Annotated in this window: 29 protein-coding genes; 8 read left to right on the top strand and 21 right to left on the bottom strand. The window is 69.5% G+C overall.

Translation table 11 applies throughout. The annotated features are described in order from the left end of the window. Nucleotides 1–55: 55 nt before the first annotated feature. On the top strand, nucleotides 56–1,492 hold the full coding sequence (argG, locus tag FVQ89_RS12705) for an argininosuccinate synthase (protein ID WP_147902285.1): 1,437 nt from the start codon (nucleotides 56–58) through the stop codon (nucleotides 1,490–1,492). A gap of 7 nt (nucleotides 1,493–1,499) precedes the next feature. On the opposite strand, the gene FVQ89_RS12700 is transcribed toward argG, so the two are convergent. From FVQ89_RS12700 to FVQ89_RS12685, 4 genes are all read right to left on the bottom strand, one after another. Then, nucleotides 1,500–1,832 (bottom strand): hypothetical protein, encoded by a 333-nt coding sequence (locus FVQ89_RS12700; protein ID WP_147902284.1) that lies wholly within the window; start codon nucleotides 1,830–1,832, stop codon nucleotides 1,500–1,502. Between the two features lie 17 nt (nucleotides 1,833–1,849). Beyond that, entirely contained in the window at nucleotides 1,850–3,112 is a 1,263-nt protein-coding gene (locus tag FVQ89_RS12695) for an FAD-binding protein (RefSeq protein WP_147902283.1), read from the bottom strand. A 63-nt stretch (nucleotides 3,113–3,175) separates the two neighbouring features. Beyond that, nucleotides 3,176–4,501, bottom strand: coding sequence for a hypothetical protein (locus FVQ89_RS12690; protein WP_147902282.1), 1,326 nt, complete (start codon nucleotides 4,499–4,501; stop codon nucleotides 3,176–3,178). Between the two features lie 2 nt (nucleotides 4,502–4,503). Beyond that, nucleotides 4,504–5,193, bottom strand: coding sequence for a bifunctional 2-polyprenyl-6-hydroxyphenol methylase/3-demethylubiquinol 3-O-methyltransferase UbiG (locus FVQ89_RS12685; protein ID WP_147902281.1), 690 nt, complete (start codon nucleotides 5,191–5,193; stop codon nucleotides 4,504–4,506). 122 nt (nucleotides 5,194–5,315) lie between these two features. Here FVQ89_RS12685 and FVQ89_RS12680 point away from each other — a divergent pair, with 122 nt between their 5' ends. From FVQ89_RS12680 to FVQ89_RS12665, 4 genes are read left to right on the top strand one after another with little or no spacing between them, the layout of a single operon-like run. Then, the gene (locus FVQ89_RS12680; protein ID WP_147902280.1) at nucleotides 5,316–6,035 is read left to right on the top strand and encodes a response regulator transcription factor; all 720 of its coding nucleotides are present in this window, start codon (nucleotides 5,316–5,318) and stop codon (nucleotides 6,033–6,035) included. Nucleotides 6,036–6,043: 8 nt separating this feature from the next. Continuing rightward, a complete protein-coding gene (locus tag FVQ89_RS12675; protein ID WP_147902279.1) occupies nucleotides 6,044–7,198 on the top strand; it encodes a sensor histidine kinase KdpD in 1,155 nt (384 codons plus the stop codon). A gap of 12 nt (nucleotides 7,199–7,210) precedes the next feature. Next, nucleotides 7,211–8,521 (top strand): molybdopterin-dependent oxidoreductase, encoded by a 1,311-nt coding sequence (locus tag FVQ89_RS12670; RefSeq protein ID WP_255513595.1) that lies wholly within the window; start codon nucleotides 7,211–7,213, stop codon nucleotides 8,519–8,521. Continuing rightward, nucleotides 8,521–8,997, top strand: a complete 477-nt coding sequence (locus tag FVQ89_RS12665) for a hypothetical protein (RefSeq protein ID WP_147902278.1) — start codon at nucleotides 8,521–8,523, stop codon at nucleotides 8,995–8,997. The genes FVQ89_RS12670 and FVQ89_RS12665 overlap by 1 nt, the downstream gene beginning before the upstream one ends. Here FVQ89_RS12665 and FVQ89_RS12660 read toward each other — a convergent pair. The 5 genes from FVQ89_RS12660 to FVQ89_RS12640 all read right to left on the bottom strand — a co-directional run bounded on the left by FVQ89_RS12660 (nucleotide 8,960) and on the right by FVQ89_RS12640 (nucleotide 12,462). Beyond that, a complete protein-coding gene (locus FVQ89_RS12660; protein ID WP_147902277.1) occupies nucleotides 8,960–9,595 on the bottom strand; it encodes a DUF2064 domain-containing protein in 636 nt (211 codons plus the stop codon). The two genes, FVQ89_RS12665 and FVQ89_RS12660, sit on opposite strands and share 38 nt — an antisense overlap. Next, a complete protein-coding gene (locus FVQ89_RS12655; RefSeq protein ID WP_147902276.1) occupies nucleotides 9,592–10,245 on the bottom strand; it encodes a glycosyltransferase family 2 protein in 654 nt (217 codons plus the stop codon). Before FVQ89_RS12655 ends, FVQ89_RS12660 begins: the two co-directional genes overlap by 4 nt. Further along, on the bottom strand, nucleotides 10,242–11,294 hold the full coding sequence (locus FVQ89_RS12650; protein WP_147902275.1) for an NAD(P)-dependent oxidoreductase: 1,053 nt from the start codon (nucleotides 11,292–11,294) through the stop codon (nucleotides 10,242–10,244). The genes FVQ89_RS12655 and FVQ89_RS12650 overlap by 4 nt, the downstream gene beginning before the upstream one ends. Then, nucleotides 11,291–12,109 (bottom strand): MTAP family purine nucleoside phosphorylase, encoded by an 819-nt coding sequence (locus FVQ89_RS12645; protein ID WP_147902274.1) that lies wholly within the window; start codon nucleotides 12,107–12,109, stop codon nucleotides 11,291–11,293. Before FVQ89_RS12645 ends, FVQ89_RS12650 begins: the two co-directional genes overlap by 4 nt. 74 nt (nucleotides 12,110–12,183) lie before the next feature. Beyond that, nucleotides 12,184–12,462, bottom strand: a complete 279-nt coding sequence (locus FVQ89_RS12640) for a DUF4190 domain-containing protein (protein WP_147902273.1) — start codon at nucleotides 12,460–12,462, stop codon at nucleotides 12,184–12,186. A 97-nt stretch (nucleotides 12,463–12,559) separates the two neighbouring features. Here FVQ89_RS12640 and FVQ89_RS12635 point away from each other — a divergent pair, with 97 nt between their 5' ends. Beyond that, nucleotides 12,560–12,775: a hypothetical protein gene (locus tag FVQ89_RS12635; protein ID WP_147902272.1), complete on the top strand. Its 216-nt coding sequence runs from the start codon at nucleotides 12,560–12,562 to the stop codon at nucleotides 12,773–12,775. 85 nt (nucleotides 12,776–12,860) lie between these two features. On the opposite strand, the gene FVQ89_RS12630 is transcribed toward FVQ89_RS12635, so the two are convergent. The 5 genes from FVQ89_RS12630 to FVQ89_RS12610 all read right to left on the bottom strand — a co-directional run bounded on the left by FVQ89_RS12630 (nucleotide 12,861) and on the right by FVQ89_RS12610 (nucleotide 16,234). Continuing rightward, the gene (locus tag FVQ89_RS12630; protein WP_147902271.1) at nucleotides 12,861–13,694 is read right to left on the bottom strand and encodes an LLM class flavin-dependent oxidoreductase; all 834 of its coding nucleotides are present in this window, start codon (nucleotides 13,692–13,694) and stop codon (nucleotides 12,861–12,863) included. A 137-nt stretch (nucleotides 13,695–13,831) separates the two neighbouring features. Continuing rightward, a complete protein-coding gene (locus FVQ89_RS12625; protein WP_147902270.1) occupies nucleotides 13,832–14,431 on the bottom strand; it encodes a hypothetical protein in 600 nt (199 codons plus the stop codon). A gap of 84 nt (nucleotides 14,432–14,515) precedes the next feature. Next, nucleotides 14,516–14,989, bottom strand: coding sequence for a heme-degrading domain-containing protein (locus FVQ89_RS12620; RefSeq protein ID WP_147902269.1), 474 nt, complete (start codon nucleotides 14,987–14,989; stop codon nucleotides 14,516–14,518). A gap of 31 nt (nucleotides 14,990–15,020) precedes the next feature. Beyond that, the gene (locus FVQ89_RS12615; RefSeq protein ID WP_147902268.1) at nucleotides 15,021–15,479 is read right to left on the bottom strand and encodes an NUDIX hydrolase; all 459 of its coding nucleotides are present in this window, start codon (nucleotides 15,477–15,479) and stop codon (nucleotides 15,021–15,023) included. 14 nt (nucleotides 15,480–15,493) lie between these two features. Continuing rightward, entirely contained in the window at nucleotides 15,494–16,234 is a 741-nt protein-coding gene (locus FVQ89_RS12610) for an SDR family oxidoreductase (protein ID WP_187265039.1), read from the bottom strand. Nucleotides 16,235–16,330: 96 nt separating this feature from the next. Here FVQ89_RS12610 and FVQ89_RS12605 point away from each other — a divergent pair, with 96 nt between their 5' ends. Both FVQ89_RS12605 and FVQ89_RS12600 read left to right on the top strand, forming a co-directional pair. After that, nucleotides 16,331–17,119 carry a glycerophosphodiester phosphodiesterase family protein gene (locus FVQ89_RS12605; RefSeq protein ID WP_147902266.1) on the top strand — a complete coding sequence of 263 codons (789 nt, stop codon included), beginning with the start codon at nucleotides 16,331–16,333 and terminating at the stop codon, nucleotides 17,117–17,119. 201 nt (nucleotides 17,120–17,320) lie between these two features. Beyond that, nucleotides 17,321–17,695, top strand: a complete 375-nt coding sequence (locus FVQ89_RS12600) for an RNA polymerase-binding protein RbpA (protein WP_147902265.1) — start codon at nucleotides 17,321–17,323, stop codon at nucleotides 17,693–17,695. 6 nt (nucleotides 17,696–17,701) lie between these two features. Here FVQ89_RS12600 and lnt read toward each other — a convergent pair whose 3' ends face one another. The 7 genes from lnt to FVQ89_RS12565 all read right to left on the bottom strand — a co-directional run bounded on the left by lnt (nucleotide 17,702) and on the right by FVQ89_RS12565 (nucleotide 25,864). After that, entirely contained in the window at nucleotides 17,702–19,252 is a 1,551-nt protein-coding gene (lnt, locus tag FVQ89_RS12595) for an apolipoprotein N-acyltransferase (protein ID WP_147902264.1), read from the bottom strand. A gap of 56 nt (nucleotides 19,253–19,308) precedes the next feature. Beyond that, complete coding sequence (locus FVQ89_RS12590; RefSeq protein WP_147902263.1) at nucleotides 19,309–21,750, bottom strand: RNA helicase; 2,442 nt, start codon at nucleotides 21,748–21,750, stop codon at nucleotides 19,309–19,311. After that, nucleotides 21,747–22,577, bottom strand: coding sequence for a twin-arginine translocase subunit TatC (gene tatC, locus FVQ89_RS12585; RefSeq protein WP_147902466.1), 831 nt, complete (start codon nucleotides 22,575–22,577; stop codon nucleotides 21,747–21,749). The genes FVQ89_RS12590 and tatC overlap by 4 nt, the downstream gene beginning before the upstream one ends. 65 nt (nucleotides 22,578–22,642) lie before the next feature. Continuing rightward, nucleotides 22,643–22,876, bottom strand: coding sequence for a twin-arginine translocase TatA/TatE family subunit (locus FVQ89_RS12580; RefSeq protein WP_147902262.1), 234 nt, complete (start codon nucleotides 22,874–22,876; stop codon nucleotides 22,643–22,645). A gap of 36 nt (nucleotides 22,877–22,912) precedes the next feature. Next, complete coding sequence (locus tag FVQ89_RS12575) at nucleotides 22,913–23,911, bottom strand: YafY family protein (RefSeq protein ID WP_147902261.1); 999 nt, start codon at nucleotides 23,909–23,911, stop codon at nucleotides 22,913–22,915. Continuing rightward, nucleotides 23,904–24,902 carry a YafY family protein gene (locus FVQ89_RS12570; RefSeq protein ID WP_255513594.1) on the bottom strand — a complete coding sequence of 333 codons (999 nt, stop codon included), beginning with the start codon at nucleotides 24,900–24,902 and terminating at the stop codon, nucleotides 23,904–23,906. Before FVQ89_RS12570 ends, FVQ89_RS12575 begins: the two co-directional genes overlap by 8 nt. Continuing rightward, on the bottom strand, nucleotides 24,899–25,864 hold the full coding sequence (locus tag FVQ89_RS12565) for a hypothetical protein (protein ID WP_147902260.1): 966 nt from the start codon (nucleotides 25,862–25,864) through the stop codon (nucleotides 24,899–24,901). Before FVQ89_RS12565 ends, FVQ89_RS12570 begins: the two co-directional genes overlap by 4 nt. Nucleotides 25,865–25,867: the final 3 nt, after the last annotated feature.

The raw sequence follows: 25,867 nt of genomic DNA, 5'->3' as shown, positions 1-25,867 counted from the left end.
ATTCGGAGCCTCTCAGGCGTCTCGGCGTCGCCCGTGAGCACCGTAGGCTATCGGGGTGACGAAGGTCCTCAGCTCTCTCCCGGTCGGCGAACGCGTCGGCATCGCATTCTCCGGCGGACTCGACACCTCCTGCGCGGTCGCGTGGATGCGCGACAAGGGCGCCATCCCGTGCACGTACACCGCCGATCTCGGCCAGTACGACGAGCCCGATATCGACGCCGTGCCGAGTCGGGCCTTCGAGTACGGCGCCGAGCTCGCGCGGCTGGTCGACGCGAAGCGCGCGCTCGTCGAAGAGGGGCTCGTCGCGCTGCAGTGCGGCGCCTTCCACATCCGCTCCGGGGGCAAGACCTACTTCAACACGACCCCGCTCGGGCGGGCAGTGACCGGCACGATGCTGGTGCGCGCGATGAAGGACGACGGCGTCGAGATCTGGGGCGATGGATCGACCTACAAGGGCAACGACATCGAGCGCTTCTACCGCTACGGGCTCATGGCGAACCCGCGCCTGCGGATCTACAAGCCCTGGCTCGACGTCGATTTCGTCACCGAGCTGGGCGGGCGCACCGAGATGAGCGAGTGGCTCGTCGCGCACGGCTTCCCGTACCGGGATGCGGCAGAGAAGGCCTACTCGACTGACGCCAACATCTGGGGCGCCACTCACGAGGCGAAGAACCTCGAGGAGCTCTCCAGCGGACTCGACATCGTCGACCCGATCATGGGTGTCGCCTCGTGGCGGGATGACATCGAGATCGCGACCGAGGAGGTGACCGTCCGCTTCGAGGAGGGTCGCCCCGTCGCGATCAACGGTGCCGAGTTCGACGACCCGGTCGCACTCGTGCTCGAGGCGAACGCGATCGGGGGGCGCCACGGGCTCGGCGTCTCGGACCAGATCGAGAACCGCATCATCGAGGCGAAGTCGCGCGGCATCTATGAGGCCCCGGGCATGGCGCTCCTGCACATCGCCTACGAGCGGCTTCTGAACGCGATCCACAACGAGGACACGATTGCGAACTACCACGCGGAAGGTCGCCGGCTCGGGCGCCTCATGTACGAGGGACGCTGGCTCGACCCGCAGTCGCTCATGCTCCGCGAGTCGCTGCAGCGCTGGGTCGGATCCGCCGTCACGGGCGAGGTGCGCCTGCGCCTGCGCCGCGGCGACGACTACACGATCCTCGACACGGTCGGACCGCACCTCAGCTACCAGCCCGAGAAGCTCTCGATGGAGCGCGTCGGCGACGCCGCGTTCGGTCCCGACGACCGGATCGGCCAGCTCACGATGCGCAACCTCGACATCGCCGACTCCCGTTCGCGGCTCGAGCAGTACGCCGCGCAGGGACTGATCGGCGGGGCGACCGGTGAACTCGTCGGTCGTCTGGAGCGTGGCGCCGCGGATCAGATCCTGGGCGCCGGGGTCGATGCGGGCGATGAGGCGCTCGAGAGCCGACTCGACGAGGCCAACGAGGGTTCCGCGTTCGATCTCGGAACCGACTGACCCGGGATCACGCCGAGGCGCGTCGGAACAGGTAGTAGCCGACGATCTCGCCCCGGGTGACGACGCCCTCTCCGGTGGAGAGCACGCGCGCAGAACTCGACGAGCCGGTTTCGACGAACACCGTCGTCGCGTGCTCGAATCGCCATCCGATGCCCTCGATGTGGCCGAGCAACCATCCGACATCCGGGTCATTGACCGTCAAGTTCTCGGACGAACCCCAGGCCGACGACTCGCCCGCGAGGTGCCCGATCTCGAGCGGGACCTGCAGGATCGCGTCGCCGCGGTCGAACGCGGTGCGGGCGTGGGCGAGGGCGGCGTCGACGATCTCCTGCTTCGGCATGGGGGGATGCTATCCGCTCAGATGGCGAGCTTCGCTCGCAGGAAGTCGTTCCGGAGCACACCCCGCGGATCGTGGTGCGCGGCGAGGGCACGGAAGTCGTCGAAGCGCGGGTACAGAGCTGCCAGCGTGTCGGCGTCCGCGTGGAATCGCTTGCCCCAGTGCGGGCGGGCGCCGAGAGGCAGAAGCCGTTCCTCGATGCGGGGGAGGAGTGCGTCGACCGCGTCCTGGAGCGGCTTCCAGGTGAAGTGGATGCCGACGGTGTCCGTCTCGAAGGCGCCCGAGAGCCACAGGGTGTCGGCGGCGATCTCGCGGATCTCGTTCACGAGCAGCAGCTCGCGGATCTGGGGAGCGAGCGAGTGCATCTCGCGCAGTGCGTCTGCTGCGACCGCGCGGGGCACGAGGTACTCGCTCTGCAGCTCGGCACCGTTCGAGGGCGTGAACTCGAGCTGGAAATGAGGCAGGCGGTCGAGCCAGGGGCCGGGTGCGCCGAACTGTTCGGTGCAGTGCACCGGATCCACGTCCGGGAGAGGGTGCATCGCGACCGTCGACGGGCGGGCGCCGAGAATCTCCGATGGTGCGGGACGATCGGTGGCGACCCGCCGCTTGAGCCACAACTGGTCGATCGTGTCGGCGTCGCTCCAGGTGGTGAAGAGGCTGACGCTGTAGCCGAGGCCGACGGTCTCATCGAAGCTCTCGAGGAGGGCGTCGAGGGGCAGGCCACGGTAGACCGTCTGTGCGATGTCGTAGCTCGGCTCGATGTCGAGCTCGATCCGGGTGGTGAATCCGAGCGCGCCGACGGAGACCACGGCGCCGTCGAACTCCGGATCGCCTCGCCGGAGGGTCACGATCTCGCCGGAGCCGTTGACGAACTCGATCGCGCGGACCGCGGTGGCGAGCGAGCCGTTGGCGACCCCGGATCCGTGCGTTCCCGTCGCAATCGCTCCGGCGACGGAGATGTGGGGGAGCGAGGCGAGGTTCGCGAGCGCGAGCCCCTCGGCTTCGAGCGCGCGGGCGAGTTCGCCATAGCGGATACCGCCTGGTACTGACACGCTCGCACGGTCCTCGGAGATCCGGATCTCGTTGGCGTCGGCGAAACCGGAGGATGAGAGCAGCGTGCCCGGGGTGTCGGCGATCGGCGAGAACGAATGCCGGGTCCCGAGCGGGCGGACGGAGCCCGGGGACGCCTCGGCGAACAGCTGCTGAACGTCATCGATCGTGGACGGAGCGACGAGCCGCCCAGCCCCGAAAGCGATGTTTCCGGCCCAATTGGTCTCGGTCATCGAAGCTCACCCATCCTTCGATCGTAGGGGGAGCGGAGCCACCTCGTGTGCTCTGTCGCCGCCTCACCACGGGGGATGCACAAGGTGCTGAACGACCAGTGCGAAGACCACCTGCAGCACGAGGCCGCCGCGCCGCCAGCGTTCGGGGAGCAGCGCCGTGCCGATCAGCAACCAGGGCACGAACGGCAGCCAGATCCGTTCGACTTCCGCCTTGCTCATGCCCGACAGGGTCGCGAGCAGGATCGTGAGCGATGCGGCGAGAACAAGGATGACGACGGCCCGGTCGGGGAAGCGTCCTCGCACCGTCACTCGGATCCGGGCGATTCCCGCTCCGATCGCCGCACCGACAAGGGGGCCGGCGCTGATCGCGAGGGCCGCAAGATCCGCCCACACCCAGTAGGTGTACGGGCGATCGGAGGCGATCCCCGCGTAGTAGCGCTCGACGAGCACGGGGTAGGCGTCCCACCAGGCGAACCCGGCTGCCGCAAACGCGAGCACGACGGCGCTTGCCGCTACGACGGCGGGGATCACGGGCTGCCAGCGGCGTGCGGCGACGAGCACGCCGACCGCGAGCACTCCGAGGAGCGGGAGTCCATAGGAGAGCATCACGCAATAGCCGAGGAGCAGGCCCGCGGCCGCACCCCAGGCGATGAGTGGCAGAATCCGGGAGGCTGTCGCCGCGATCGCGAGGCAGCAGAGTCCCCAAGCCGCAACGGCCCCGAACATGGCGTCGGCCGACACGGCCATCCAGATCGCGGCGGAGCCGAACACGAGGAATGGCGCTGCGCGGCGCGCGGCGTCTTCGGCTCGGAGCCGGCGGAGGGCGATGAGCACGGCTGCGGGAGTGGTGGCGGCGATGGCGATGATCGCAAGCCCCGCCGGCACGCCGGTGTCGAGTCCCAGGTCCACGAGGCCGATGAACACGAGCACGGCCCCCGGAGGGTGACCCGCCAGGTGGATCGGCCAGTGGTCGGCGGAGTCGAGAGGGATGCGCGAGATGTACTCCTGCAACATCGCCGGCACGTCGGTCACCGAACGGGCGGTGCCCAGATATTCGCTCGTCTTCTCGAGGATCGCTCCGAGGCCGTCGATCCCGTCGACGAGGGCGAGGGAGACCATCCAGGCCGCGCTCGCGCCGATCGAGACGACCAGCAGCGCCCACCACGGGAGCCGCACCGCGAGGTCGATCGCGAAGCGCACCGCCAGCACCGCGAGGATCACCGCGGGGATCGTGCCCGGCCCGAGCCTCGGCGACCAGTACGCGTGGAGCGGCGGGAAGTCGACGCGCACCGACCACCCCGCCAGGAAGGGGACGAGCATCGCCGCAGCGATCAGCGCGAGAGCGACGGCGAGCCCCCACCGTGCCGCGGTCGCCGTCCGCCGATCCACCGTCACCCTCGGCTGAGCTCGGTGAATGCGCGGCCTCGTGTCGACCACTCGCGGACGACCGTGAGACCCGCGCGGCGGGCATGGACGCGCAGACGCTCGGCGCCCACCTCGGCCCAGGGGAACGGGAGGCTCTCGTGATCGAGGTCGTCGACCACGATCCCCATGAACACGCGGTCGCGTTCCGGCTCAGGGTGCGCCTCGACGATGACGCGTCCCTCCGGATGCATGAGCTCACCGCAGCGGGCGAGCAGCGTCACCGGGTCGCCTCCGATGCCGATGTTCCCGTCGATGAGCAACACGGTGCCCCATTCGCCCTCACCCGGGAGATCGTGGAACACCGAACGCTGCAGTACGGGTAGGCCGTGGTCCTGGCCGATGCGCACGGCCGTCTCCGAGATGTCGACCCCGAGCGCCAGATGCCCCGCCATGATGGCGGCGTGCACCATGCGGCCCGGCCCGCATCCGACGTCGAGCACCGGTCCGCTCGCGTCGGCCACGATGGCTTCGTCGCCCGCGTCGGCTGCGGCGAGGAAGCGCTCCACCTCGACGCGGACCGAGTCGGTGCGCGTCTCGGTCTGGGCGTCCCGCAGGTACAGCGTCCGTGTGGGGTCTCGCAGTGCTCGCCCGTAGGGCTCGCGCAGGCCGGATCCGAATCCGCTCATCGCGCGTGGCTCCGACCTCGCATGCACCATTTCTCGACTGTATGAATCGGGCCAGACGGGTGGGGCGTCCGAACCTTACGAAATGCGGACGGTCGCGCCGTCGGAGCCGATCGGCCGCCCTCGGCGCGGGGGAGAGGTCTTTACTGTCAGGTATGGAGTACCCCGCCGTCGCACCCGCGCGCCGTGGTGAGCTGAGCGACCGCCGCGTGCTCGTGGTCGAAGACGACCCCACCGTGCTGGAGGTGGCGAGCGCCTACCTCGAGTCGGCCGGGTACCTCGTCGAGGTCGCCACCGACGGATTCGCGGCCCTCGAGGCGGTGGCCGCGAGGCGCCCCGATCTGGTGGTGCTCGACCGGATGCTGCCCGGGATCGATGGAGCGGAGGTGTGCCGCCGAATCCGGGCGAGTTCGACCGTGCCCGTCATCCTCCTGACCGCGATGTCGGCGACCGAAGACCGGATCGACGGCCTTGAGGCGGGAGCGGACGACTACCTGGCGAAGCCGTTCTCGCCGCGCGAGCTCGTGCTGCGCGTGCAGTCGATCCTGCGCCGCAGTGTCACCGAGCTGACGCCGGAGGCGGCGATCGAGCGAGGGCCGTTCGCCCTCGATCCAGCGGCCCGGATCATCCGCCGCGACGGACGGGAACTCGCGCTCTCGGTGCGCGAGTTCGATCTGCTCGCCTTCCTGCTCAAGCATCCGCGACAGGCCTTCAGCCGCGAGCAGCTGCTGCACGCGGTGTGGCACTGGGACTTCGGCGACCTCTCGACCGTGACCGTCACGGTGCGGAGGGTGCGCGAGAAAATCGAAGACGATCCCACCTCCCCGACGACCCTCGTGACCGTGTGGGGCGTCGGCTACCGGCTCGACCTCTAAGGATCCCCATGCTTCCGCTCTCCGATCTGCTCATCGTGGTGGCTATCTCGCTCGTCTGCTCGCTCGTCGTCGGCGGCCTGGGCCTCGTGGTGCTCTGGGTCGCGCGGCGCTCGTCGATGCTCGTGCAGGTGCTCGTGGTCGTCGCGACCTCGATCGTGTCGGTCGTCGCGGGCATCACCGCCGTCGCTCAGGCGATGTACGTCTCCGTGCACGATCTGACCGTCGTCTGGTGGATCGCGGGTGTCTCGGCCGCGGTGTCGATCGTGGTCGCGGCGGTGCTCGGGCACGCGTTCACCCGCAACAGCGCACGCCTGCGGTCGATGGCCCGAGCGCTGGGTGCGGGGGAGCGTCTCGATGCCGCCTCGGCTCCGGCCCGGAGCGCCGAGCTCGCGGGTCTCGCGGACGAGCTCGCGAGCACGAGCCTGCGACTCGCTCAGGCGCGCGACGAGGTGGCGACGCTCGACGCATCGCGTCGCGAGTTGGTGGCGTGGATCGCGCACGACCTGCGCACACCGCTCGCGGGCCTCCGCGCGATGGCGGAGGCGCTCGAGGACGGCCTCGCCGCCGACCCGCCGCGGTTCCATCGGCAGATGAGCGCGCAGGTCGATCACCTCTCGGCGATGGTCGACGATCTCTTCGAGCTGTCGAAGATCCAGTCGGGCACGCTGTCGCTCAGCATGGAGCCCGTCTCGATCTACGACCTGGTGAGTGATGTGGTGGCCGAGCTCGGTGCCGTGGCGGAGGCGCGCTCGATCCGCCTGCGGGAGGCGAGCAGCGGCGAGTTGACGGTCGTGGGTGATCCGCGCGAGCTGTCTCGGGTGATCGGGAACCTGCTGATCAATGCGATCCAGCACTCGCCGGCGGGGAGTGAGATCACCGTCTCGGCCTGTCACGACGGCGACGGTCACGTCGTCCTCACCGTCGAGGACGAGGGAGGGGGGATTCCCGAGAGCGATCTGTCGAAGATCTTCCAGGCGGGGTGGCGCGCGTCGCCGTCGCGCGCACCGGGGGAGCGCGACGGCATCTCTGGTGGTGCGGGTCTCGGACTCGCAATCGTTCATGGCATCGTCGAGGCCCACTTCGGCCAGATCAGTGTGCAGAACGTCCCCGGCGGCTGCCGCTTCGATGTCCGCCTGCCCGCTCACGCATCCGTGGCCGCATAGCGGAGCCGACTCGTGAACCTGACCTGGCGTTTGCAACGACTGCTGCACCAGTTCCGGCACGCACTCCAGACTCCGTCGCGCACGCCGCGCATGGCGGTCGTCGTCGGTCGGCTGCTGGCGGCTGCGTTCCTCGTGTGCTTCGCCACGGGGATCTACAGCCACCTGCTGCAGGACCCGGCGCCCTGGATGGCGTTCCCCACGCGCCCCAGCTGGCTGTATCAGGTGAGTCAGGGAGCGCACATCACGGCTGGGATCATCTGCTTCCCGCTGCTGTTCGCGAAGCTCTACGCGGTGTTCCCGCAGCTGTTCCAGACCCCGCCGGTGCGCTCGTTCGGGCATGTCGTGGAGCGCGCGTCGATCGCCCTCTTCGTTGCCGCGTCGCTCGTGCAGATCACGATCGGCCTGCTCAACACGTACCAGTTCTATTCGCTGTTCCCGTTCTCGTTCCGGCACGTGCACTTCGCGCTGTCGTTCGTGGTGATCGGCTCGCTCGCGATCCACATCGCCGTCAAGCTGCCGATCATCGCCCGCTACTGGCGTGCCCGTGACGCCTACCTGGATGACGGGACGCTGCGCGAGGGGGAGTCGGCGTCCGACCCCGACGTGGCGTTCGGGACGCCGGACGAGTTGCAGCGACGCACGGGCATCCGTCCGGATGCGGGGGTGACAGGGCGCATCTTCGCCTGGATCGACGAGAAGCCGACGCCCGAGCCACCCGACCGGCGTGCGAAGGTGAGCCGCCGCGGCTTCCTCGCAGCGGTGGGTGCCGCGGCCGGGGTCCTCGTGGCGTTCACCGCGGGGCAGTCGTTCCGCATCCTGGATCCGTTGAACCTGCTCGCGCCCCGCAAGAACAACACGGGGCCCCAGTCGGTGCCGGTCAACCGCACCGCCCAGGCTGCCGGAGTCGAGGAAGCCGCTACCGCGCCCGACTGGACGCTCACGGTGTCGAACGGCGAACGATCCCGCAGCTTCAGCTACGACGAGCTCGCGATGCTGCCGCAGTATGACGCGTGGTTGCCCATCGCCTGTGTGGAGGGATGGAGCCAGTACGCGTGGTGGCGCGGTCCGCGGTTGCGCGATCTCGTCGATGCCGTGGGTGCGACGGCCGAAGCGGGTGTGCGCATCACGAGCCTCCAGCAGCACAGCATCTACGCCGTCACCGAGATGCAGCCGGAGTTCGTGCGCGACGAGCTCACGCTCGTGGCTCTCGAGCTGAACGGCGAGACGCTCGATCTCGATCACGGGTATCCGGCGCGGATCATCGCGCCTGCGAGGCCCGGTGTGCTGCAGACGAAGTGGCTCTCGCGCCTGGAGGTGATCTGATGGCGGCGGAGCGTGTGGTCGTGTCGGAGCGGATGGCGATCTGGCGGGCCGTGCTGGTCGGGGTGGGGGTGCTGCTGCTCGCCACGGGGGTCGGGGCGTTCCTTACGGAGGTCAGGCCGGGTGACTATCCGGGCGTGGCCGCCTGGCTGCTCGGGGCGCTCGTGCTGCACGACGGGGTCGCGGCGATGGTGTTGTTCGCCGCGACCGTGATCGTGCGGCGGATCGACGACCGCGTTCCGTTCGTGGTGCTCGCGATCGCGCAGGCGGCGGCCGTCGTCGCGGTGATCGTGACAGTTCTCGTGGTGCCCGAGATCGTCAAGCAGGCGATCGGCACCGCCAATCCGACGATCCTGCCTCTCGACTACCTCGGCAATCTGCTGCTCGTGCTGGCGGGCATTCTCGCGGCGACCGCCGCGGCGATCGTCGTCGCGCTGCTGCTCAGGCGCCGGGGGAGTCGGAGCCGAGGAACGAGCTGAGGAGCGCGGCGAAGCGCGTCGCCGGGGCCTGCCGTGCCACCTCGCGGGCATCCGCGATGGTGTCGACGTCGGTGAGCGTTGCGAGCACGCCGACGCGCAGCCCCGCGTCCGTCAGGCGACGCAGCTGATGCTCTCCCGTGTCGGATCGTGACATCGGCACCCCACGGATGAGGTCTCCGTCCGGCTCCCGCATGCCGAGCGCCCAGAATCCACCGTCGGCGGCGGGACCGAACCAGGCGTCGACGTTCTCAGGCCAGCTCGCGAAGGGTGCGGCGAGGTGGGTGGGGGAGACCTGCGGGGTGTCCATCCCGATCAGCACGGCGGGCTCCGCGAGCGAGTCGAACATCGCGGCGAGCCGGACGTCGAGCTCGCCGTCGGCCTGCGGGATCGTCTCGTAGTCCCGCGCCGAGGGGGGCGTCCGCTCGCCGTCGAACAGCAGGATGCGACGAGTCGCGGGCACCTCGGCGAGGGCGCCGATCGTGTCGTCGATCGCGGCCGCCGCCAGCTCGGCCGCCTGATCGAGAGAGAGGGGTGGATGAAGACGGGTCTTCGCACGACCGGGGAGCGGCTCTTTCGCGATCAGCACGAGTGCGGTCATCCGCGGAGCAATCGGGACATGTCGGTGATCGCCGTGGCGGTTCCTCGTACGGTGCCGATGACCTTCGATCTGCCGATGCGCTGTGAGTAGGGGATGTCGACCTCGGCGATCCGCCACCCCTGCTCGTGCCCGCGAAGCACCATCTCGAGCGGATAGCCGCTTCGGCGATCGCGGAGGTCGAGGTCGAGGAGGGCGTCGCGCCGCGCAGCGCGCATCGGCCCGAGGTCGTGAATGCGCAGTCCCGTGGATCGCCGGATGAGCAGGGCGAGGGCCCGGTTCGCGATCCGTGCGTGGACGGGCCACGCACCTCGGCTGACGGCGCGGCGTCGCCCGAGCACGAGGTCGAGTTCTCCTCCGGCGATACGATCGACGAGCGAGGGCAAGTCGGCAGGGTCCATGGAGGCGTCGGCGTCGCAGAAGGCGACGATCGGGGCCTCCGCTGCGAGGAGCCCCGCGTGGGCGGCCGAGCCGAATCCCCGGCGTGGTTCGTCGACGACGAGCGCTCCGTGCGCGCGTGCCACGTCTCCCGACCCGTCGGTCGATCCGTTGTCGACGATGATCGCGCGATATCCCTCGGGCAGGCGCGAGAGCACCCAGGGGAGCGCGCCCGCTTCGTCGAGGCAGGGGAGCACCACATCGACGTGGGTCATCGCACGGCCGCCCGAAGGGGTGCGGATGCGAACTCGCCGACGCCCTCGTCGAATGAGACGGAGGGGCGCCATCCGAGTTCCCTGCGGATCCGTTCCGAGGATGCGGTGATGTGCCTCACGTCGCCGAGCCGGTACTCGCCCGTGACGACGGGCGCATCGCCACCCGCATGGCGGCTGAGGGACGCGGCGAGCTCGCCGATCGTGTGCACCTCGCCGCTGCCGACGTTGTAGGCGCGAAAGACTCCGCTCTCCATCGACGCTGTGTGGCCGAGTGCGGCCGCATTCGCGGAGGCGACGTCGGCGACATGGACGAAGTCCCGACGTTGCGCGCCGTCCTCGAACACGCGAGGACGCTCGCCTCGCTCGATGGCAGACCGGAACAGGGACGCGACGCCCGCGTAGGGGGTGTTCTGAGGCATGCCGGGCCCGTAGACGTTGTGGTAGCGGAGCGCGACCGCGCTGCCGCCTGTCGCGCGCGCCCACGCCGAGGCGAGGTTCTCTTGGGCGAGTTTCGAGGCGGCGTAGACATTGCGCGGATCGAGGGCGTCGTCCTCGTGGATCATCGCGGGCTGCAGGGGCGTGCCGTCGGCATCGACGGGGTCGAATCGGCCCGCGGCGAGATCGTCGATGCGGCGGGGCGCCGGCCGCGATGGGCGACCGTCGCCCCCTCGATACGCCCCCTCGCCGTAGACGACCATCGAGCTCGCGAGAACGAGTCGGCCGATCTCCCGGCGGGTCATCGCAGCGAGTAGCACCGCCGTCCCGAGATCATTGGACGCGACGTAGTCGGGCGCATCAGCGAAGTCGACGCCGAGCCCGACCTTCGCGGCCTGATGCGAAACGGCATCCACGTCGGCGAGCGCACGCTCGAGCGCGTGCGGGTCGCGCACGTCGCCCTGCACGAAGTCGACGTCGGCCGGAGGAGCGGGGTCGCCGTGCACGTCGGCCCGCAGCGAGTCCAGTACGCGCACCTCCCACCCGGCGGTGCGGGCGGCTCGTACGACGGCGGAGCCGATGAAGCCGGCTCCACCCGTGACGAGGAGCCTCATCGGGTGGGCCTCGCCAGCACGGCAGCGACGGCCTCCGCATCGATGAGCTCGGCCATCGCATAGTCCTCGGGGATCGCCCGGGCGATGCGCTCGATGGCCGCGATGATCCGGGGTCTGGCTGCGGCGAGGCGAGCGAACACGAGCTCGGCGGTCACAGGTTCGGCGCTGGGGGTCGCGTCGTTGTCGGTGGCGAACGCCAGTGCGACGGTGCCGATGCCGAGTTCGGCCGCGAGCGGTACCTCGGGGTACAGGGTCATGTTCACGAGGTGAGCACCGGCCGCGCGGAACCATTCCGACTCGGCGCGGGTGGAGAACCGTGGCCCCTGGATCACCACGACGGTACCGCCGTCGATCACCTCGCCGGTGCGGATATCCGTGGCGAGCGCCTCGGCGGCGATGGTGTGCAGAGTCGTGCAGAACGGATCCGCGGACCCCAGGTGCTGCACGGAGTCCTCGTCGTAGAAGGTGTCGGCGCGTCCGTGCGTGCGATCGATGTACTGGTCGACGAGGCTCAGGGAGCCGACGGGGTGCGAGGTGGCGATCGCCCCGACCGCGGCGGTCGAGATGATCGCGCGGGCGCCGACCGTCGCGAGCGCCCAGATGTTGGCGCGGGCGTTGATGCGGTGCGGCGGGACGGAGTGATCGCGTCCGTGCCGGGGGAGGAACACGACCGGCCTCCCCGAGAGCTCTCCGCGTGTCAGTTCGACGGTGCCGTACGGGGTCGCGACCATTTCGCTGCGCGTGTTCGGACCCTCGAAGAGTGCGTAGAGGCCTGAGCCGCCGATGACGGCGACGGGAGCATGCGATGCGACCACAGGCTCAGTCTCACGGCCCTCGAGGAGGCGGGGGTGCGGAATCCGTCCGCTGTCACCGCTTCGTAAGGTCCGTGTCAGCCCAGGGACGAGGCAGCGCCGATGAACAGCAGCGGCAGGATGAAGACGAGGAAGATGATCCACCAGACGAGGCCCAGATAGCCGAGCACCAGTCCGATGATCGCGAAGACCTTGCCGCCGTCTCCGCGCGTGCGGATCTGGCTGAGTGCGATGTGACCGAGGATCACCGGGATCAGCGCGAAGCCCAGAATACCCAGCACGAACGAGGTGATCGCGAGCCCATTGGTGTGCGGGGCAGGGGAGGGGGCCGCGTAGGGGGCGGGGGAGTCGGACATGGCACGCTCCTTCACGTGGATGGTGTGCCCACTCTACGACGCGGGAACCCCCGCATTGGGGTGAGCCGGCACTCCCGTTCAGCGCCATGCTGGCGGGATGTATCCAGACTTCTCGAGCGTTCTCGGTGCGGGCGTTACGTTCCTCGTCATTTACCTCGTGGTGTGTGCGGGCGTTGTCATCCTCGGCATCTGGCTCACGTACACGATCATCTGGCGCGCCGTGCGGCGCGGCCTGTACGAGTATCACCACCCGAGGCCGACGCGCGCGTCGCGAGCGATGGGGGATCGGGTACAGGGTCCGCGCGACTGGTGACCGCAGGGCGGTCGCCGAGCAGCGGTAGCGTCCTTTGACGCTGCCGAGCTCTTGAGTGGAGTGGGGAGCGGGGGAGCCGAGTGGGTTAGGTGCCGGAGAGCTCCGCGACGAGCGGGGCGAAGGAATCCGCGACGTTCGCGCCGAAGGCTACATAGGAGACGCCGGTTTCCTCTCGACGCCGACGCAGCTCGTCGGCGGCCGCGGCGGGGTCTGGCGGCAGGTAGGCGAGCGAGTCGGCGGCGCGCAGAGCCGCGATGTCGGTGTCGGGTGGCGCCATGAACGGCGAGACGGCATTGCCGACGACCGGCACGTGCATCGAGAGCTCAAGATCGCGGGAGTTGCGGAAGCGGCGAATCCTCGTGACGACGTCGGCTCGGGACTCACTCGGGAGCATCGCGAAGGTGACGATGTCCGCGACCTCTGCAGCGAGCTCCTGCGCCCTTGGTCCGATGACGGCCATCGCTACCGGGGTGCGCCGCTCGCCGTCGAGGCGCCGCAGTTCCCCGATCGTGTCGCGGATGTTCCGTCGACGCTCCGACGCCGTCGGCACGGGCAGCCCGCGGTCGCGCAGTTCGTCCTCGATCCCCGGGCGACCCGCGCCGATTCCCATCTCGAAGCGACCCTCGGTGAGCGTCGTCATAGAGTGCGCCTCCCAGGCGGTGAGCCAGGGAGCGCGGAAGGGAGCGGCGTAGACCCAGGTGCCCACCCGTATCCCGGCGCTCTCGGCGGCGATCATGAGCGTCGCGGCGGGCACCGGTTGCAGCTGTGGGAAATCGGGCATCAACAGGGTCGAGTAGCCGTGGTCGGCGATCCGGCGCGCCTGGTCGCGCCAGCTGGAGACGTCGGACAGGAGCGGGGCGACGATCCCGAAGCGGAACGGATGCGGCTGCCGGGGAGACCCGTCGCTCGTCGTCGTCATCGCTCGATGGTATTTCGCCCCACGGAGCCGTGGAAAGTTCCGCGTCGTCCTGACATAATCGCGCTTATCAGCGCAATCCTGACCGCAGGAGAACGACCGTCGCGGCGCCCGAACACTCCGGCGCTGCGCTGGCGCGCTCAGGCGCGGCGCTGGGCCTCGGTGGGCGGCGGAAGCGCGTCGTACGCGTCCGATTCCTGAGGCGGCGTCTGCGGGAACGCCGGCATGGCCACCGCGGGCTGCGTGCTCGCCGCCGGCAGTTCGGTCGCGACGGGCGGCCGGCTCGGAGCAGGAACTCCCGGGTGCGAGCGGTACAGCGCCTCGGCGGCGGCGACAGCCGCAGGAGCCGCCTGAGGTGCGGCGACCGGAGCCGAGAACGGCGAGCCGCCGCTCGCTGCGGACGGCGATGCCCACGCGGCGGGCGGTAGTGCCGCCGCGGATGCGGGTGCGGATGCCGCGGGCAACGCGACACCGGGCAGGGTCGGAGTCGCGCTCACGTCCGCGGGGGCGACCGCGGCATCCGCAGTTGAACCGTCGGCAGGCGCGGCGACCTCGGTCGCGGGCGCCTCCCGGCGGGCAGGCTTGGTGGCGAGCTTCTCCATGCGCTTCGCGTGGGCCCCCAGGGCGCTGAGCACCGCGGATCGCACAACGAGCCACAGCAGGAGCAGCACGAGGATCACGGCGCCGACTGCGGCGCCGAGAAGTGTCAGAAGCTCAGGAGTGAGCTCGGGCAGGCTCATGGCGTCCAGCGTGCTCGGGTGCGTCGCCCATCGGTAGCCCGTGTTCGGGGGCCGCGTAGGGAGCACGTGGGCTGTGGAGCCCGGTCAAACACGCATGGCGCGCAGTCCTTCGACCACGAGAGCGTGGTCCTCGTGGTCAGGAAGACCCGAGACGGTCGCGGTGCCGACGATGGCTCCCCCGACCCGGATCGGTACACATCCGCCCGAGACCGCGAACGTCGCGGGGTCGAGCCAGTCGAAGCCCGCGAGTTCCAAGTCGCGCTCTAGACGGATCGCCAGACTGCTCCGGCCGAATCGCAGGGTCGTGCGCACCTTGCGGGCGATCCAGTCGTCGTTGTCGGCGGTCGAGCCCGGGAGTCCCGAGTGGAACACCTGCTGCTCCCCCAGTCGCACGTCGATGGCGACGGCCAGTTGCCTCTCCCGTGCCAGCCTCCGGATCGTGCGGCCGAGCCGCCACCCCTCGTCGTGCCCGAAGGCGGGAAAGCTCAGCTCCGTCTCCTCGCGGGCGATCTGGGCGAGCAGGCTCTCGAGTTCGCTGCGATCCGGTGCCACGGTCATCTCTTCTCTGTCGGCGATTCTCGGTACACGCTCATGACGATGGCGCGAACCGCCGCACGACGTCGATCAGCTCCGCAGGCTCGAATCGCGGACGCTCGGCAACCAGTTCTGCGATGCTCCACCACCTGTGTCCGAGGACGTCGATCCGCTCGTCGTCGGTCCACTCGTCGTCAACCGGCACGAAGCGGTCGGTGACGAGTCGGAAGAACTCCGCGTGACCACTGTCGTGGTCGGCCGAATCCCACTCCACGTCGTAATCGTGCGCCCAGACCGCCTCACCGAGATCCGCCGAGTCGAGGCCGGTCTCCTCGCGGAGTTCCCGGCGTGCGGCATCCGGATACGACTCGCCCGGATCGACTCCCCCGCCGGGTGTCAGCCACCGAGCGACGCCCGACGAATCGGGGGCGGTGGTGAGGAACAGCAGCACCCGACCGTCACGGTCGAACACGAGCACGCGTGCGACCGGGCGGTGGCGGTGCGTGCTGGTCACGGTGCTGGCTCGTGTCAGTCGCGGCCGGTGAAGTCGGACACGTCGCCGACGTAGCGCGTGTTGTCGGCGGGGATGTCCTCGATGGCAGCCCGGGCAACCTCGGCGGCGAACTCCGCGACGTTGTACAGCCGACCGGCGGCCTCACGGCGGGTCTGGATGGCGCCCGGGTTCACCCGCTCGAGCAGAGTCGCCGTGATGGTGCCCTCGATCATGTCGCCCGAGACGACGACGAACGAGACACCGGCGGCATCGAGCTCCGGGATGCGGGCGCGCAGCGCGTCCTCCCCCGCTCGCTTCGAACGTGCCACGGGCTCGTACTCGGGCATCGTCGGCACGGTCTCGATGAAGTGCGCCTGGTGGCTCGTCACGAACACGACTCGTGAGCCGGCGTGCAGCAGCGGCACGGCAGCATCCAGCACGTTGACCTGCGCGTCGCGGTTCAGGCGCATGGCGTAGTCCTCGCCGAGCCCCGACTCCATGCCGCCCGAGGCGTTCAGCACGAGCACGTCGAGTCCGCCCCATTCCTCGCGGACGCGGGCGAACATCTCGGCGACCGAAGCCGGATCGGTGAGGTCGGCGCCGACGGCGATCGCCTCTCCCCCGGCCTCCTGGATGCCTGCGACGACCTTGAGGGCGCGGGCCTCCTTGTTGCGGTAGTTGATGACCACCTTTGCGCCCGCCGCCGCGAGATACCCGGCGGTGTCGGCCCCGATCCCGCGAGAGGAACCGGTGATGAGTACGCGCATTCCGCGCATCGAGTCGGGAGGAAGCACGTCGTTCACGATCCCCCAGCCTACCGAGGCTCGTGAGGTGGGACGCTCCGTCGGTCGGCGGTGCTAGTTTCGAGCATCATGCCGCGTCGTGAACGAGGTGAGCCGGTCACCTTCCTGTCTCCCCCTCCCCCGCGGGTGCTCGCCCATCGTGGGCTCGCCCTCCATGCTCCTGAGAACACGCTCCTGGCGTTCCTCCATGCAGTGAACCTCGGGGCGACCCATGTCGAGACCGACGTGCACGGGTCGGCGGACGGCGTGGCGATGATCAGCCATGACCCTGACCTGAGCCGCATGGCCGGGCGTGATGTGAAAGTGTCTCAACTGACGAGCGCCGAGTTGCGCCGTGTACCCCTCGGCGAGTCCCAGGGGTATTGCAGCCTCGCGGAGGCGCTCGACGCGTTTCCCGAGACTCGCTTCAACATCGACGTGAAGTCGGCGGATGCGGTCCCGGGCACGATCAGCGCCATCCGTGACGCACGCGCCGAGAACCGCGTGCTGGTCGGATCGTTCTCGGCCTCTCGGCGATTGTCTGTGCTCCGTGAGCTGCCCGGCGTCGCGACCTCGATCTCGGCTGCGGGCGCGCTCGCCGCCGTGCATGCGGCCCGCTGTGGCGCGACGACCGTGCTCCGCCGGATCCTGCGTGACGTCGATGCCGTGCAGCTGCCGCCTCGGGGCGCAGGCGTCTCGACCACGAGCGCACGTGCCATCCGGAGCTTCCATGCTGTCGGCGTCGAGGTCCACATCTGGACGATCAACGAGCCGTCCGAGATGGAGCGACTTCTCGACGCGGGCGTCGACGGCATCGTGACCGACCGTGCCGACCTCGCGCTGCCCCTCGTCGCGGCTCGCCGCGGAGGCGGACGCTGAGCCGTTCTCGCAGTACGCCGTTCGTCTACGAATCCGTGGCGAGCTGGCTGTGAAACCACTGCGAACGGCTCCACGCGGACATGGCATGGTCCACGGTTGGTGTTGAATTCAACGTCGGCGTTTCGAGCCCACCGGACGGCGCCGACACCGGCACCCAACGAGGTGCCCACCACGTGACAATGCGCAGAGGGAGGCCACACGATGGCGGATCGCAGTTTGCGCGGGATGCGACTCGGAGCTCAGAGCATGCAGAGCGATGAGGGAGTCGAGTTCTCGCCGAGGAAGAGGGCCGTGTACCGCACGGAGGACGGGGCGACTTTCGAGGTCGTCTTCGCCGCCGATGCCGAGGTGCCCGAGCTCTGGGAGTCGCCTCGCACAGGCCAGGAGGGACGCCTCGTCGGCGACGACGGTGAGATCGTCCAGTCCGAGGCTCCGGAGTCGAAGGCCCCGCGCACTCACTGGGACATGCTGCTCGAGCGCCGAACGCGCGCGGAGCTGGAGGAGATCCTCCAGGAGCGTCTGGAGTACCTGCGCGCTCGCCGCGGCGAGGCCGCGAAGCGCCCGAAGACCGCCTGACGCCCGTCAGGCGCGGCGCCGCCTCGCGGCTGCGATGCTCGCCCCGATAAGGGCGCCCAGCCCGACGGCGGCGACACCCCGTTCGACCCCCGCACCGATCACGGTCGCGGGGGTCGTGGTCGTCTCCAGAGGCACGTCGGCGACCATGGCGTCCGCTTCGTACCAGGTCAACTGGTCCGAGATCCGTCCATCCGGGAGGATCACGGCGCTCGTCCCGACGGTCGAGATGTTCACGACCGTCCGGCCCAGTTCGATCGCGCGGATGCGGGCGATCGCGAGCTGTTGGACGCTCTCGTCGGTGCGCCCGAAGTCGGCATTGTTCGTCTGAGCGAGGATGAGCTGCGCGCCCTCCCCGACGGCCTCGCGCATCACGGCGTCGTCGACGATGTCGAAGCAGATCGCGATGCCGGCGAGCACGCTGCGCCCGTCCGACCCGATATCGAGCACCATGTCGGTCGTTCCCGGCGTGTACTCGCGCTGGATGAGATCGATGAGGTCGGGCGCGAACTGACGCCAGATGGCGCGATCAGGCACGTACTCCCCGAACGGCACCGGATGCCGCTTGTCGTAGTAGTCGACCGCTCCCTCGCCCGCCCGCCACAGCAGCGAGGTGTTGAAGTACTCGTCACCTCGCGCCGTGATCGTGCCCGCGACGAGCGGCGCATCCGCCTCGGCCGAGATCTGGTCGAATGCGGAGGCCGCGGCGGGAACGCGAAGCGGATCGAGGTCGGATGCGCCCTCCGGCCAGACGATGACGTCGGCGCCGGAGTCGAGCACGGGGATCGTCGCATCGATCTGGCTGCGGAGGTTGTCGCCGGCGTGCTCGGGCGGATCGAAGTACCCCGTCTTCCCATTGCCTTGGACGGCCGCCACCCGGAAGTCGTCCGACGACGAGGTCGGCCATGCGGGCACGGCGACCATGATCGCCGCGAGCGAGGTCACGAGAGCCGCCCGGAGCAGCACGGGCACACGGGATTCGCGCACCGCAGCGATCGCCGTGCTCACGAGGAGCACCATGGCGAAGCTCACCCCCGAGATCCCGAGCCAGGCGAACAGCGGCGAGATCGGGCTGTCGGACTGCGAGAGCGCCACCCGGCCCCACGCGAAGCCGCCATACGGCCAGACGCTCGCCACCGCTTCCCTCGCGGTCCAGAGGCCCGCGATGACGGCCGGGACGAAGAGGAGGCGTCCGAGCGGTCCGCGCACGGCGCTCGGCATCACGCGGGTCGCGATCGAGATGAGCATCGTGCCCAGCGCGCACCACAGGGCCATCAGCGTGCTGAGCGCTGCCCACGGGATCGGCCCGAGGAACACCGTCGCCCAATCGATGTGGATGAGGTAGAAGCTCAGCCCGAAGACCAACCCGACGAGGAACCCGGAGCCCGCGCGTCGTCCGTCGGCCGCCACGAGCACCATCGCGATGCCGATGAAGGCGAGCGGCCACCAGCCGAGATCCGGGAAAGCTGCGTCGAGCACAGGCCCTGCCGCCGCGGCGAGCAGCAGCGCGGCCCAGAGCGGCACGAGCGGGCGTGCGCGAGCGGTCGTCGGTGCGGACATCGGAGCCTCAGCCTACGGCCGCCGAGCTGGGGGCCGCCTGCAGGAGGCGGATGGGGTCATGCGACGCTCGAGTACGCGACGATGCCGCGGCGCACCTCGTCGATGGCCGTTCGCGCGGTGCGTCCCAGCTCGCCATCGGCGACGATCGAGAGCTGATCGAGCAGGTCGATCACCTGCTTCATCCAGCGGACGAAATCTCCCGCGGCGAGATCGGCCTCACGGAGCACCTGATCGAGCCTGTCTCCCTGCGCCCATCGGAAGGTGGCGAGTGCGAGGGCCGCCGACAACGGACCCGTCTCCGGAAGGCGGCGGTCCTCCTCCATGGTCGAGAGCTCGGCCCAACGCTGCTCGGTGGCTTCGAACGCGCGGGCGAAGCGTCCGGGTGGCAGCCCACGAGCGATGCCGCCGTCCTCGCGGCGGGGCTCGAACACGAGGCAGCTCGCGATCGCCGCGAGCGTCGGCGCATCGACGCCCTCCCAGGCGCCCGAGCGCAAGCACTCGGCCACGAGCAGATCGCGTTCGCCGTAGATACGACGCAACTGACGTCCCGGGGCGGCCACCTCGATACGTCCGTGCTGGTCGCGCGTGAGGTACCCCAGGTCGAGCAACAGCTCGGTGATCCGGTCGAACACCTGCGCGACCGCGCCCGTACGCCCACGCACCTGGCCCGTCAGCCGGTCGGTTTCGCGCTTCAGGCGCCACCAGCGCTCCGCCCACCGGGCGTGAGCCTCGCGGTCGTTGCAGGCGTGGCAGGGGTGCTGCTTCATCCGGCCCCGCAGCTGCGCGATCCGCCGTCCCCGCCGGTCGCGTTCGACGCGGGAGCCGTCGCTCGAGCGAGCCTGCTTGCGCTCCAGGTCGTTCACCTCGCGACGCATGCCCGCGTACTCGGCGAAGTCGCCGAGATGGCAGCGCATCGCCTCCGCGTACCCCTCGAGCGAGCGCTCCTGCTCCCGGATCTTGCGGGCCAGATCGACGACCGCGCGGTCCGCCTGGAACTGCGCGAATGAGCTCTCGAGGATCTCGCGGGTGCGTTCGCGCCCAAACTGCTGGATGAGGTTCACGGCCATGTTGTACGTCGGGCGGAAGCTCGAGTGCAGCGGATAGCTGCGGCGCGAGGCGAGGGAAGCGACGGCCTGCGGATCGAGGCCCGTGACCCACTGGATGACGGAATGCCCTTCGACATCGATTCCGCGGCGACCCGCACGCCCGGTGAGTTGCGTGTACTCCCCCGGCGTGATCGGCACGCGTGCCTCGCCATTGAACTTCTCGAGCTTCTCGAGCACGACCGTGCGAGCAGGCATGTTCACCCCGAGCGCGAGCGTCTCGGTGGCGAAGACGACCTTCAGCAGCTTCCGTTGGAAGAGCTCCTCGACGACCTCCTTGAAGGTCGGGATGAGACCCGCGTGGTGAGCCGCGACTCCCCGCTCGAGCCCCTCCAGCCACGAGAAGTAGCCGAGCACGCCGAGGTCTTCGTCGCGCAGGCCCGCGCAGCGCTCCTCGACGATGTGGCGGATCTCGTCGCGTTCCCAGCGCTCGGTGAGGCGCACATCCGATCGCAGGACGTGCTGCACCGCTTGGTCGCATCCGTTGCGGCTGAACACGAAGAAGATCGCCGGCAGAAGGTGCCGATCGCCGAGCAGACGCACGACCTCATGCCGGTCGATCCGGTCGCGCACGACCTCTCCTCGCCGCTGATGGCGGCCCGGATGCGGACCGCGGTAGGTGCCCGCACCTCGGCCCCCGGCGATCGCGAGGCGGGCGAGCTCGGGGTTCACCCGCGGCGGGGCGCCGGGCGACTGCGCCCCGTCGAAGAGCTCGACGAGCTTCCCCCGCACGAGCACGTGCTGTTCGAGCGGCACGGGACGCTGCTCGGAGACGATCACATCGGCGTCGCCACGCACGGCCTGCAGCCAGTCGCCGAACTCCTCGGCGTTCGAGACCGTCGCTGACAGAGACACCATCCGGACCCCGCGCGGTAGGTGGATGATGACCTCCTCCCACACGGCACCGCGGAACCGGTCGGCGAGGTAGTGCACCTCGTCCATCACCACGTAGGCGAGATCCGTGAGCAGGGGCGAGTCGGCGTAGAGCATGTTGCGCAGCACTTCGGTGGTCATGACGACGACCCGTGCGCCCGAGTTGATGTTGGTGTCGCCCGTCAACAGACCGACCTGCGCGGAACCGTGCTCGGCGGCGAGCTCCGCGTACTTCTGGTTGCTGAGCGCCTTCATCGGCGTCGTGTAGAACACCTTCGCGCGCGCATCCGTGAGAGCCAGGTGGACGGCGAACTCGGCGACGATCGTCTTGCCTGCGCCCGTCGGCGCCGCCACGAGCACGCTGCGCCCCTCTTCGAGGGTGCGGCACGCATCGACCTGGAAGTCGTCGAGCTCGACGGTGAGGTGCCTGCGGAACCGTTCGAGCTCAGGAGTCCGGGCGCGGGCGCGGGATGCCGCGTAGCGCTCCGCGGGAGAGAGCGCGACCTCGTCGGCGGTGCTCATGCGCCGGAGACGCCCGCCTGCGGCGCATTCGCCCGTGCCAGGACGATCCGGTCGTGCCACACCGACACACCGACGGCGGCGAAGTAGAGCAGCACCATGGGCAACGCCAGCAGGAACATCGAGATGATGTCACCCGCAGGGGTGGCGATGGCCGTGAACACGGCGATCGCGATGACCGCCCACCGCCACGACTTGAGGATCGTGATCCCCGGCAGCACTCCCGCGAAGTTGAGCAGCACGAGGAACACCGGCAGCACGAAGGCCACGCCCGTGGCGAGTAGGAGCTTCAGGACGAAGTCGAGGTAGACGCGCGCCTCGTACAGGGTCGTCGCGTTGTCGGGCACGAACGAGTACATGATCTCGACGATGCGCGGCAGCACGAACCACCCCGCGGCGCACCCCGCGAAGAACAGTGGCACGGCGGTGAAGAAGAAGCCGAAGATGTAGCCGCGCTCACGACGTGTGAGGCCCGGGACGAAGAACGCGAAGAGCTGGAAGAGCCACACCGGCGACGAGATGATGATGCCCGTCACGAGAGAGACCTGCAGCCGCACGTCGAACGCACCGGTGATGTTGGTGAAGTTGATCGCGATGCGGTCGGGGTCCGCTCCCCCGGCGGTGGCGATATCGAACACGGGGCCGCTGATGGCCGACCAGGTTCCCTTGCCGTCAAGAGCCGCCTGCGCCCCGGGGACGAGAGGCTCAAGCAGCTCCCCGAGCCACGCGAGGTCGTAGAGCAGCCATCCCACGACGGTGCCCGCGGCGATCGCGAGCCCGGCACGAGTGAGGCGCCGGCGCAACTCGATCAGATGCTCGGCGAGCGACATCCTCCGGTCGGGGTTCGCCCGTCGAGCGGAACGCGAATTACCGGCCTGACGAGAGGCCACCGTGCCTACTTGTCGGTCGTGGTGCTGGAGGGCTTCTCCTGCTCGCGAGCCGTCGACTCAGCGGGCTCCGCCGCGTCGTCCGACTTCTCGGGCGCCAGTTCGCGTCGGAAGATCTTGATCGACTGGCCGAGGCTCTTCGACAGGGCGGGCAGACGTGTGGCCCCGAAGAGCACGAGCACGACGAGCAGCACGATCAGCCAGCTCTGCCACTGGTTGACCAGAAGCGGGTGAATCAACATGGATCAGACCTCGTTCCGTGCCGGTGTCGTGTCAGTCTACGCGTAGCGCGCTAGTCCTGCCGACGCCCATTCGGCCACTGCCCGCCGCGCCTGCTCGGGTGCGACGACCTGCACGGTCCCGGGCATCCCCGCAATGAGGCGCTTCAGGCCGTGGTAATGCGAGACGCGAAGAGTCGTGCGGATGCGCTCCCCCACCTGCGTCGTGAGGGCGCCGTCCGGGATGTAGTCGGCGAGCAGACCGATGACCTCCGGCGCCGCCTCGATCGTCACCTCGAGGTCTTCCTCCGACGGCTCGAAGAGCGTGTCGGGCAGCAGGATCTCGGCCGCATCGTGCTCGATCGGCAGCTCGGTGAGCTCGACTCCGCTCATGCGGTCGAATCGGAACGTGCGGAGGGCTTGGCGCAGGTAGCACCAGCCGCGCAGATACCAGTCGGCGTCGATCGACTCGACGCGGAGCGGATCCACGTCGCGTTCCTCGCGCTCTCCACGCGAGTTGAGGTACGCGAAGCGCAGTCGGCGCTTCTCGGCGACGGCACGGCGCACTGTCGTGAGCAGCACGCTCTCGGCATCGCCCGAGACGGCGAGCTGGCTGGGCTGGGCGGAGGCGCCGTGCGAGAGCTTCTCGACGAGCGCCCGCAGGTTCGCACGGTCGGCGTTCTCCGGGAGAGACTGCAGGTACTGCAGACCAGCGATGAGCGCCGCCGCCTCACGCGCCGACAGCCGTGGGGCGTCATCGATCGCAACATGCTGGGTGATCGCGATCTCGTCGTCGTTCTCGAACGCGTCCCAGTCGATGTCGAAGAGATCCTCGTGCTGATAGGTCGACGTGCTGCCGGGAACGCCACTCAGCGCGACGAGGGCGACGGAGGTGCGGATGTCGTCCTCGCTCACCTGGAAGTGCGCGGCAGCCTCCGCGACGCTCACGCGGTCATGATCGAGCAGCCACGGAACGAGCGCCAGCAGGAAGGCGAGCTTGTCGCGTGCCTGCGGCGGCGGCACGGAGCGCGAGGGGGTGCGGTGTCGTCGTTCAGGCATGATCGCCCGTCGTGGTGGTGAGGCGCTCGATGACGGCGTCACGCAGCGCGGGGGGTGAGAGCACAAGCACCTCGGGACCGAATCCGGCGAGCTCGTCGGCGAGGATCGCGAGATCGACGAAGTGGACGCGGACCACGTCGGGCGCGATCTCCTCGGTGCCGCGGCGGTGCGCGAGACGCAGTGCCGCGTCCGAACCCGCTCTCACCTCGAGTTCGGCGATGCCGCGCTGCCAGACCTCTTCGAGCTCGGCGAGGGCCCTCGCGGTGTGGTCGCCGGGTCGTTGCGGTGCCGCACGGCCGGAGGTGACCTTGCCGACGATTCGCCGCAACAGGAAGGTCTTCCCCTTGCCGGTCGCGAGGTCCTCGGCCGACAGGTGCCAGCGGCCGTCGTACTGCACGAGAGCGAGCGGGATGACGACGCGCTCGCGCGCCCGGGTCTCCCCCGGCTTGAGATAGGGGAACCTCACGACCTGCCCGCGATCGATCGCCTGGGTGAGAGGGTCGAACGCCGCATCGCGCAAGCGCAAGCGGGGCGCGTATCCGAGCACGGGTTCGTCGGCCGCGATCCCGAGCGCGCGTAGCTTCGTGAGTGCGCGACGCGACTCGGCACTGAGCGACCCCTCGCGCCACACCATCGCCGCGAGGTTCAACAGGGCCACCTCGTCGGAGGTGAACCGCACGTCGTCCGGCAAATCGTAGGCGCCCTTGGGGATCCGGTACCGCAGGTTGTGGTTGTCTCCCGGTTCGCCGAGGGGCTCGATGGTCTCGAGCGGCACACCGAGTTCGCGGATGTCGTCCTTGTCTCTCTCGAACTGCCGCTCGAGGTTCGCATTGTCTCCGCCCGCGACGAAGCGTTGCGCGTAACCGCGCACGCTCGAAAGGATCTCGGCCTTCGTCAGGCCGCTCTCGGTTGCGACAAGAGCGAGCACGAGGCTGAAGAGCCGGTCCTCGACGGGCACCGGCGCAGGAGCGGCAGCGGCGCTCGTCGTCACTCCTCGTCGGAGACGATGCCGAGCACGTCGATGACGTACACCTGAGCGTCTCCCTCATCGGGGACGGACACCACGAGCAGCTGCGAGCCGACAGTCGATCCGACGAGCACGTCGACGAGATCGCTGCTGAGCGCGGTCGCGCCGCTGTCGTCGGTCACGTCTGGGGCGTCGGTCGAGACGAGCTGCAGACGAGGCGACAAACCCCAGGAGGTGAAGGTCTGGTTCACGTCTCCGGTCGCAGATGCCCACGTCCAGCGCGAGACATGCATCACGACGGCGTCGCCCTCAGCGACCTCGGCGCCTCCGCCAGCCTTGATGACGGAGGAACGACTCTCGGCCGGTGGCGAGACGAGGCCCGCCGCGAGTCCGGGGGTGCCATCGACCGCGGTCACCACGGTCGGCATGCCGTCCTGCGGAAGCTGGTTGGCGCCATCCGCCTTGCCGAGGTAGACGCCTACGATGTCGACCACCATCACAACGGTCTGCGCGAGCTGATCGTCGGTGTACTGGTCGAGCCCACCGAGACCGCTGTCACGGAGCGGTGTGGTGATCGAGAGCCGGTCGCCGACTCGGGCGCACTGCAGCGCCGTATAGAGCGCGCCGTTGCCTCCAGCGGTACCGAAGAGGGATCCATCCGAGGAGAACGTCTCGGTGATCTGCGAACCGGTCGCCCCGTCAAAGAGCACGGCATCGAAGTCGACCGTCATGCCGTCCGACGCGACCGCGCCGTCGCCCTTCACCAGCACCGAGCGCTCCGGCTCGGTCGTGGTCAGCGGCGTGGGCACCGACACCGTGGGAACCGTCGAGCCGCCGACGGCACCCGTTGCGCTCACGAGGACCGACGCATCGCCCGGCGCGATCGCCGGCTGGCATCCGTCGCTGGAGGCCGAGCATCCGACCAGAGCGGTCGCGACGAGTGTCACGAGCACGGCGGAGCTGACAAGCGCGGGCGTACGGCGCACGGG

The organism is Homoserinibacter sp. GY 40078, from assembly GCF_008017545.1.
Taxonomy (GTDB): Bacteria; Actinomycetota; Actinomycetes; order Actinomycetales; family Microbacteriaceae; genus Homoserinibacter.
The sequence above is the reverse complement of the archived record's forward strand: the minus strand, read 5'-3'. Positions and strand labels throughout refer to the sequence as shown.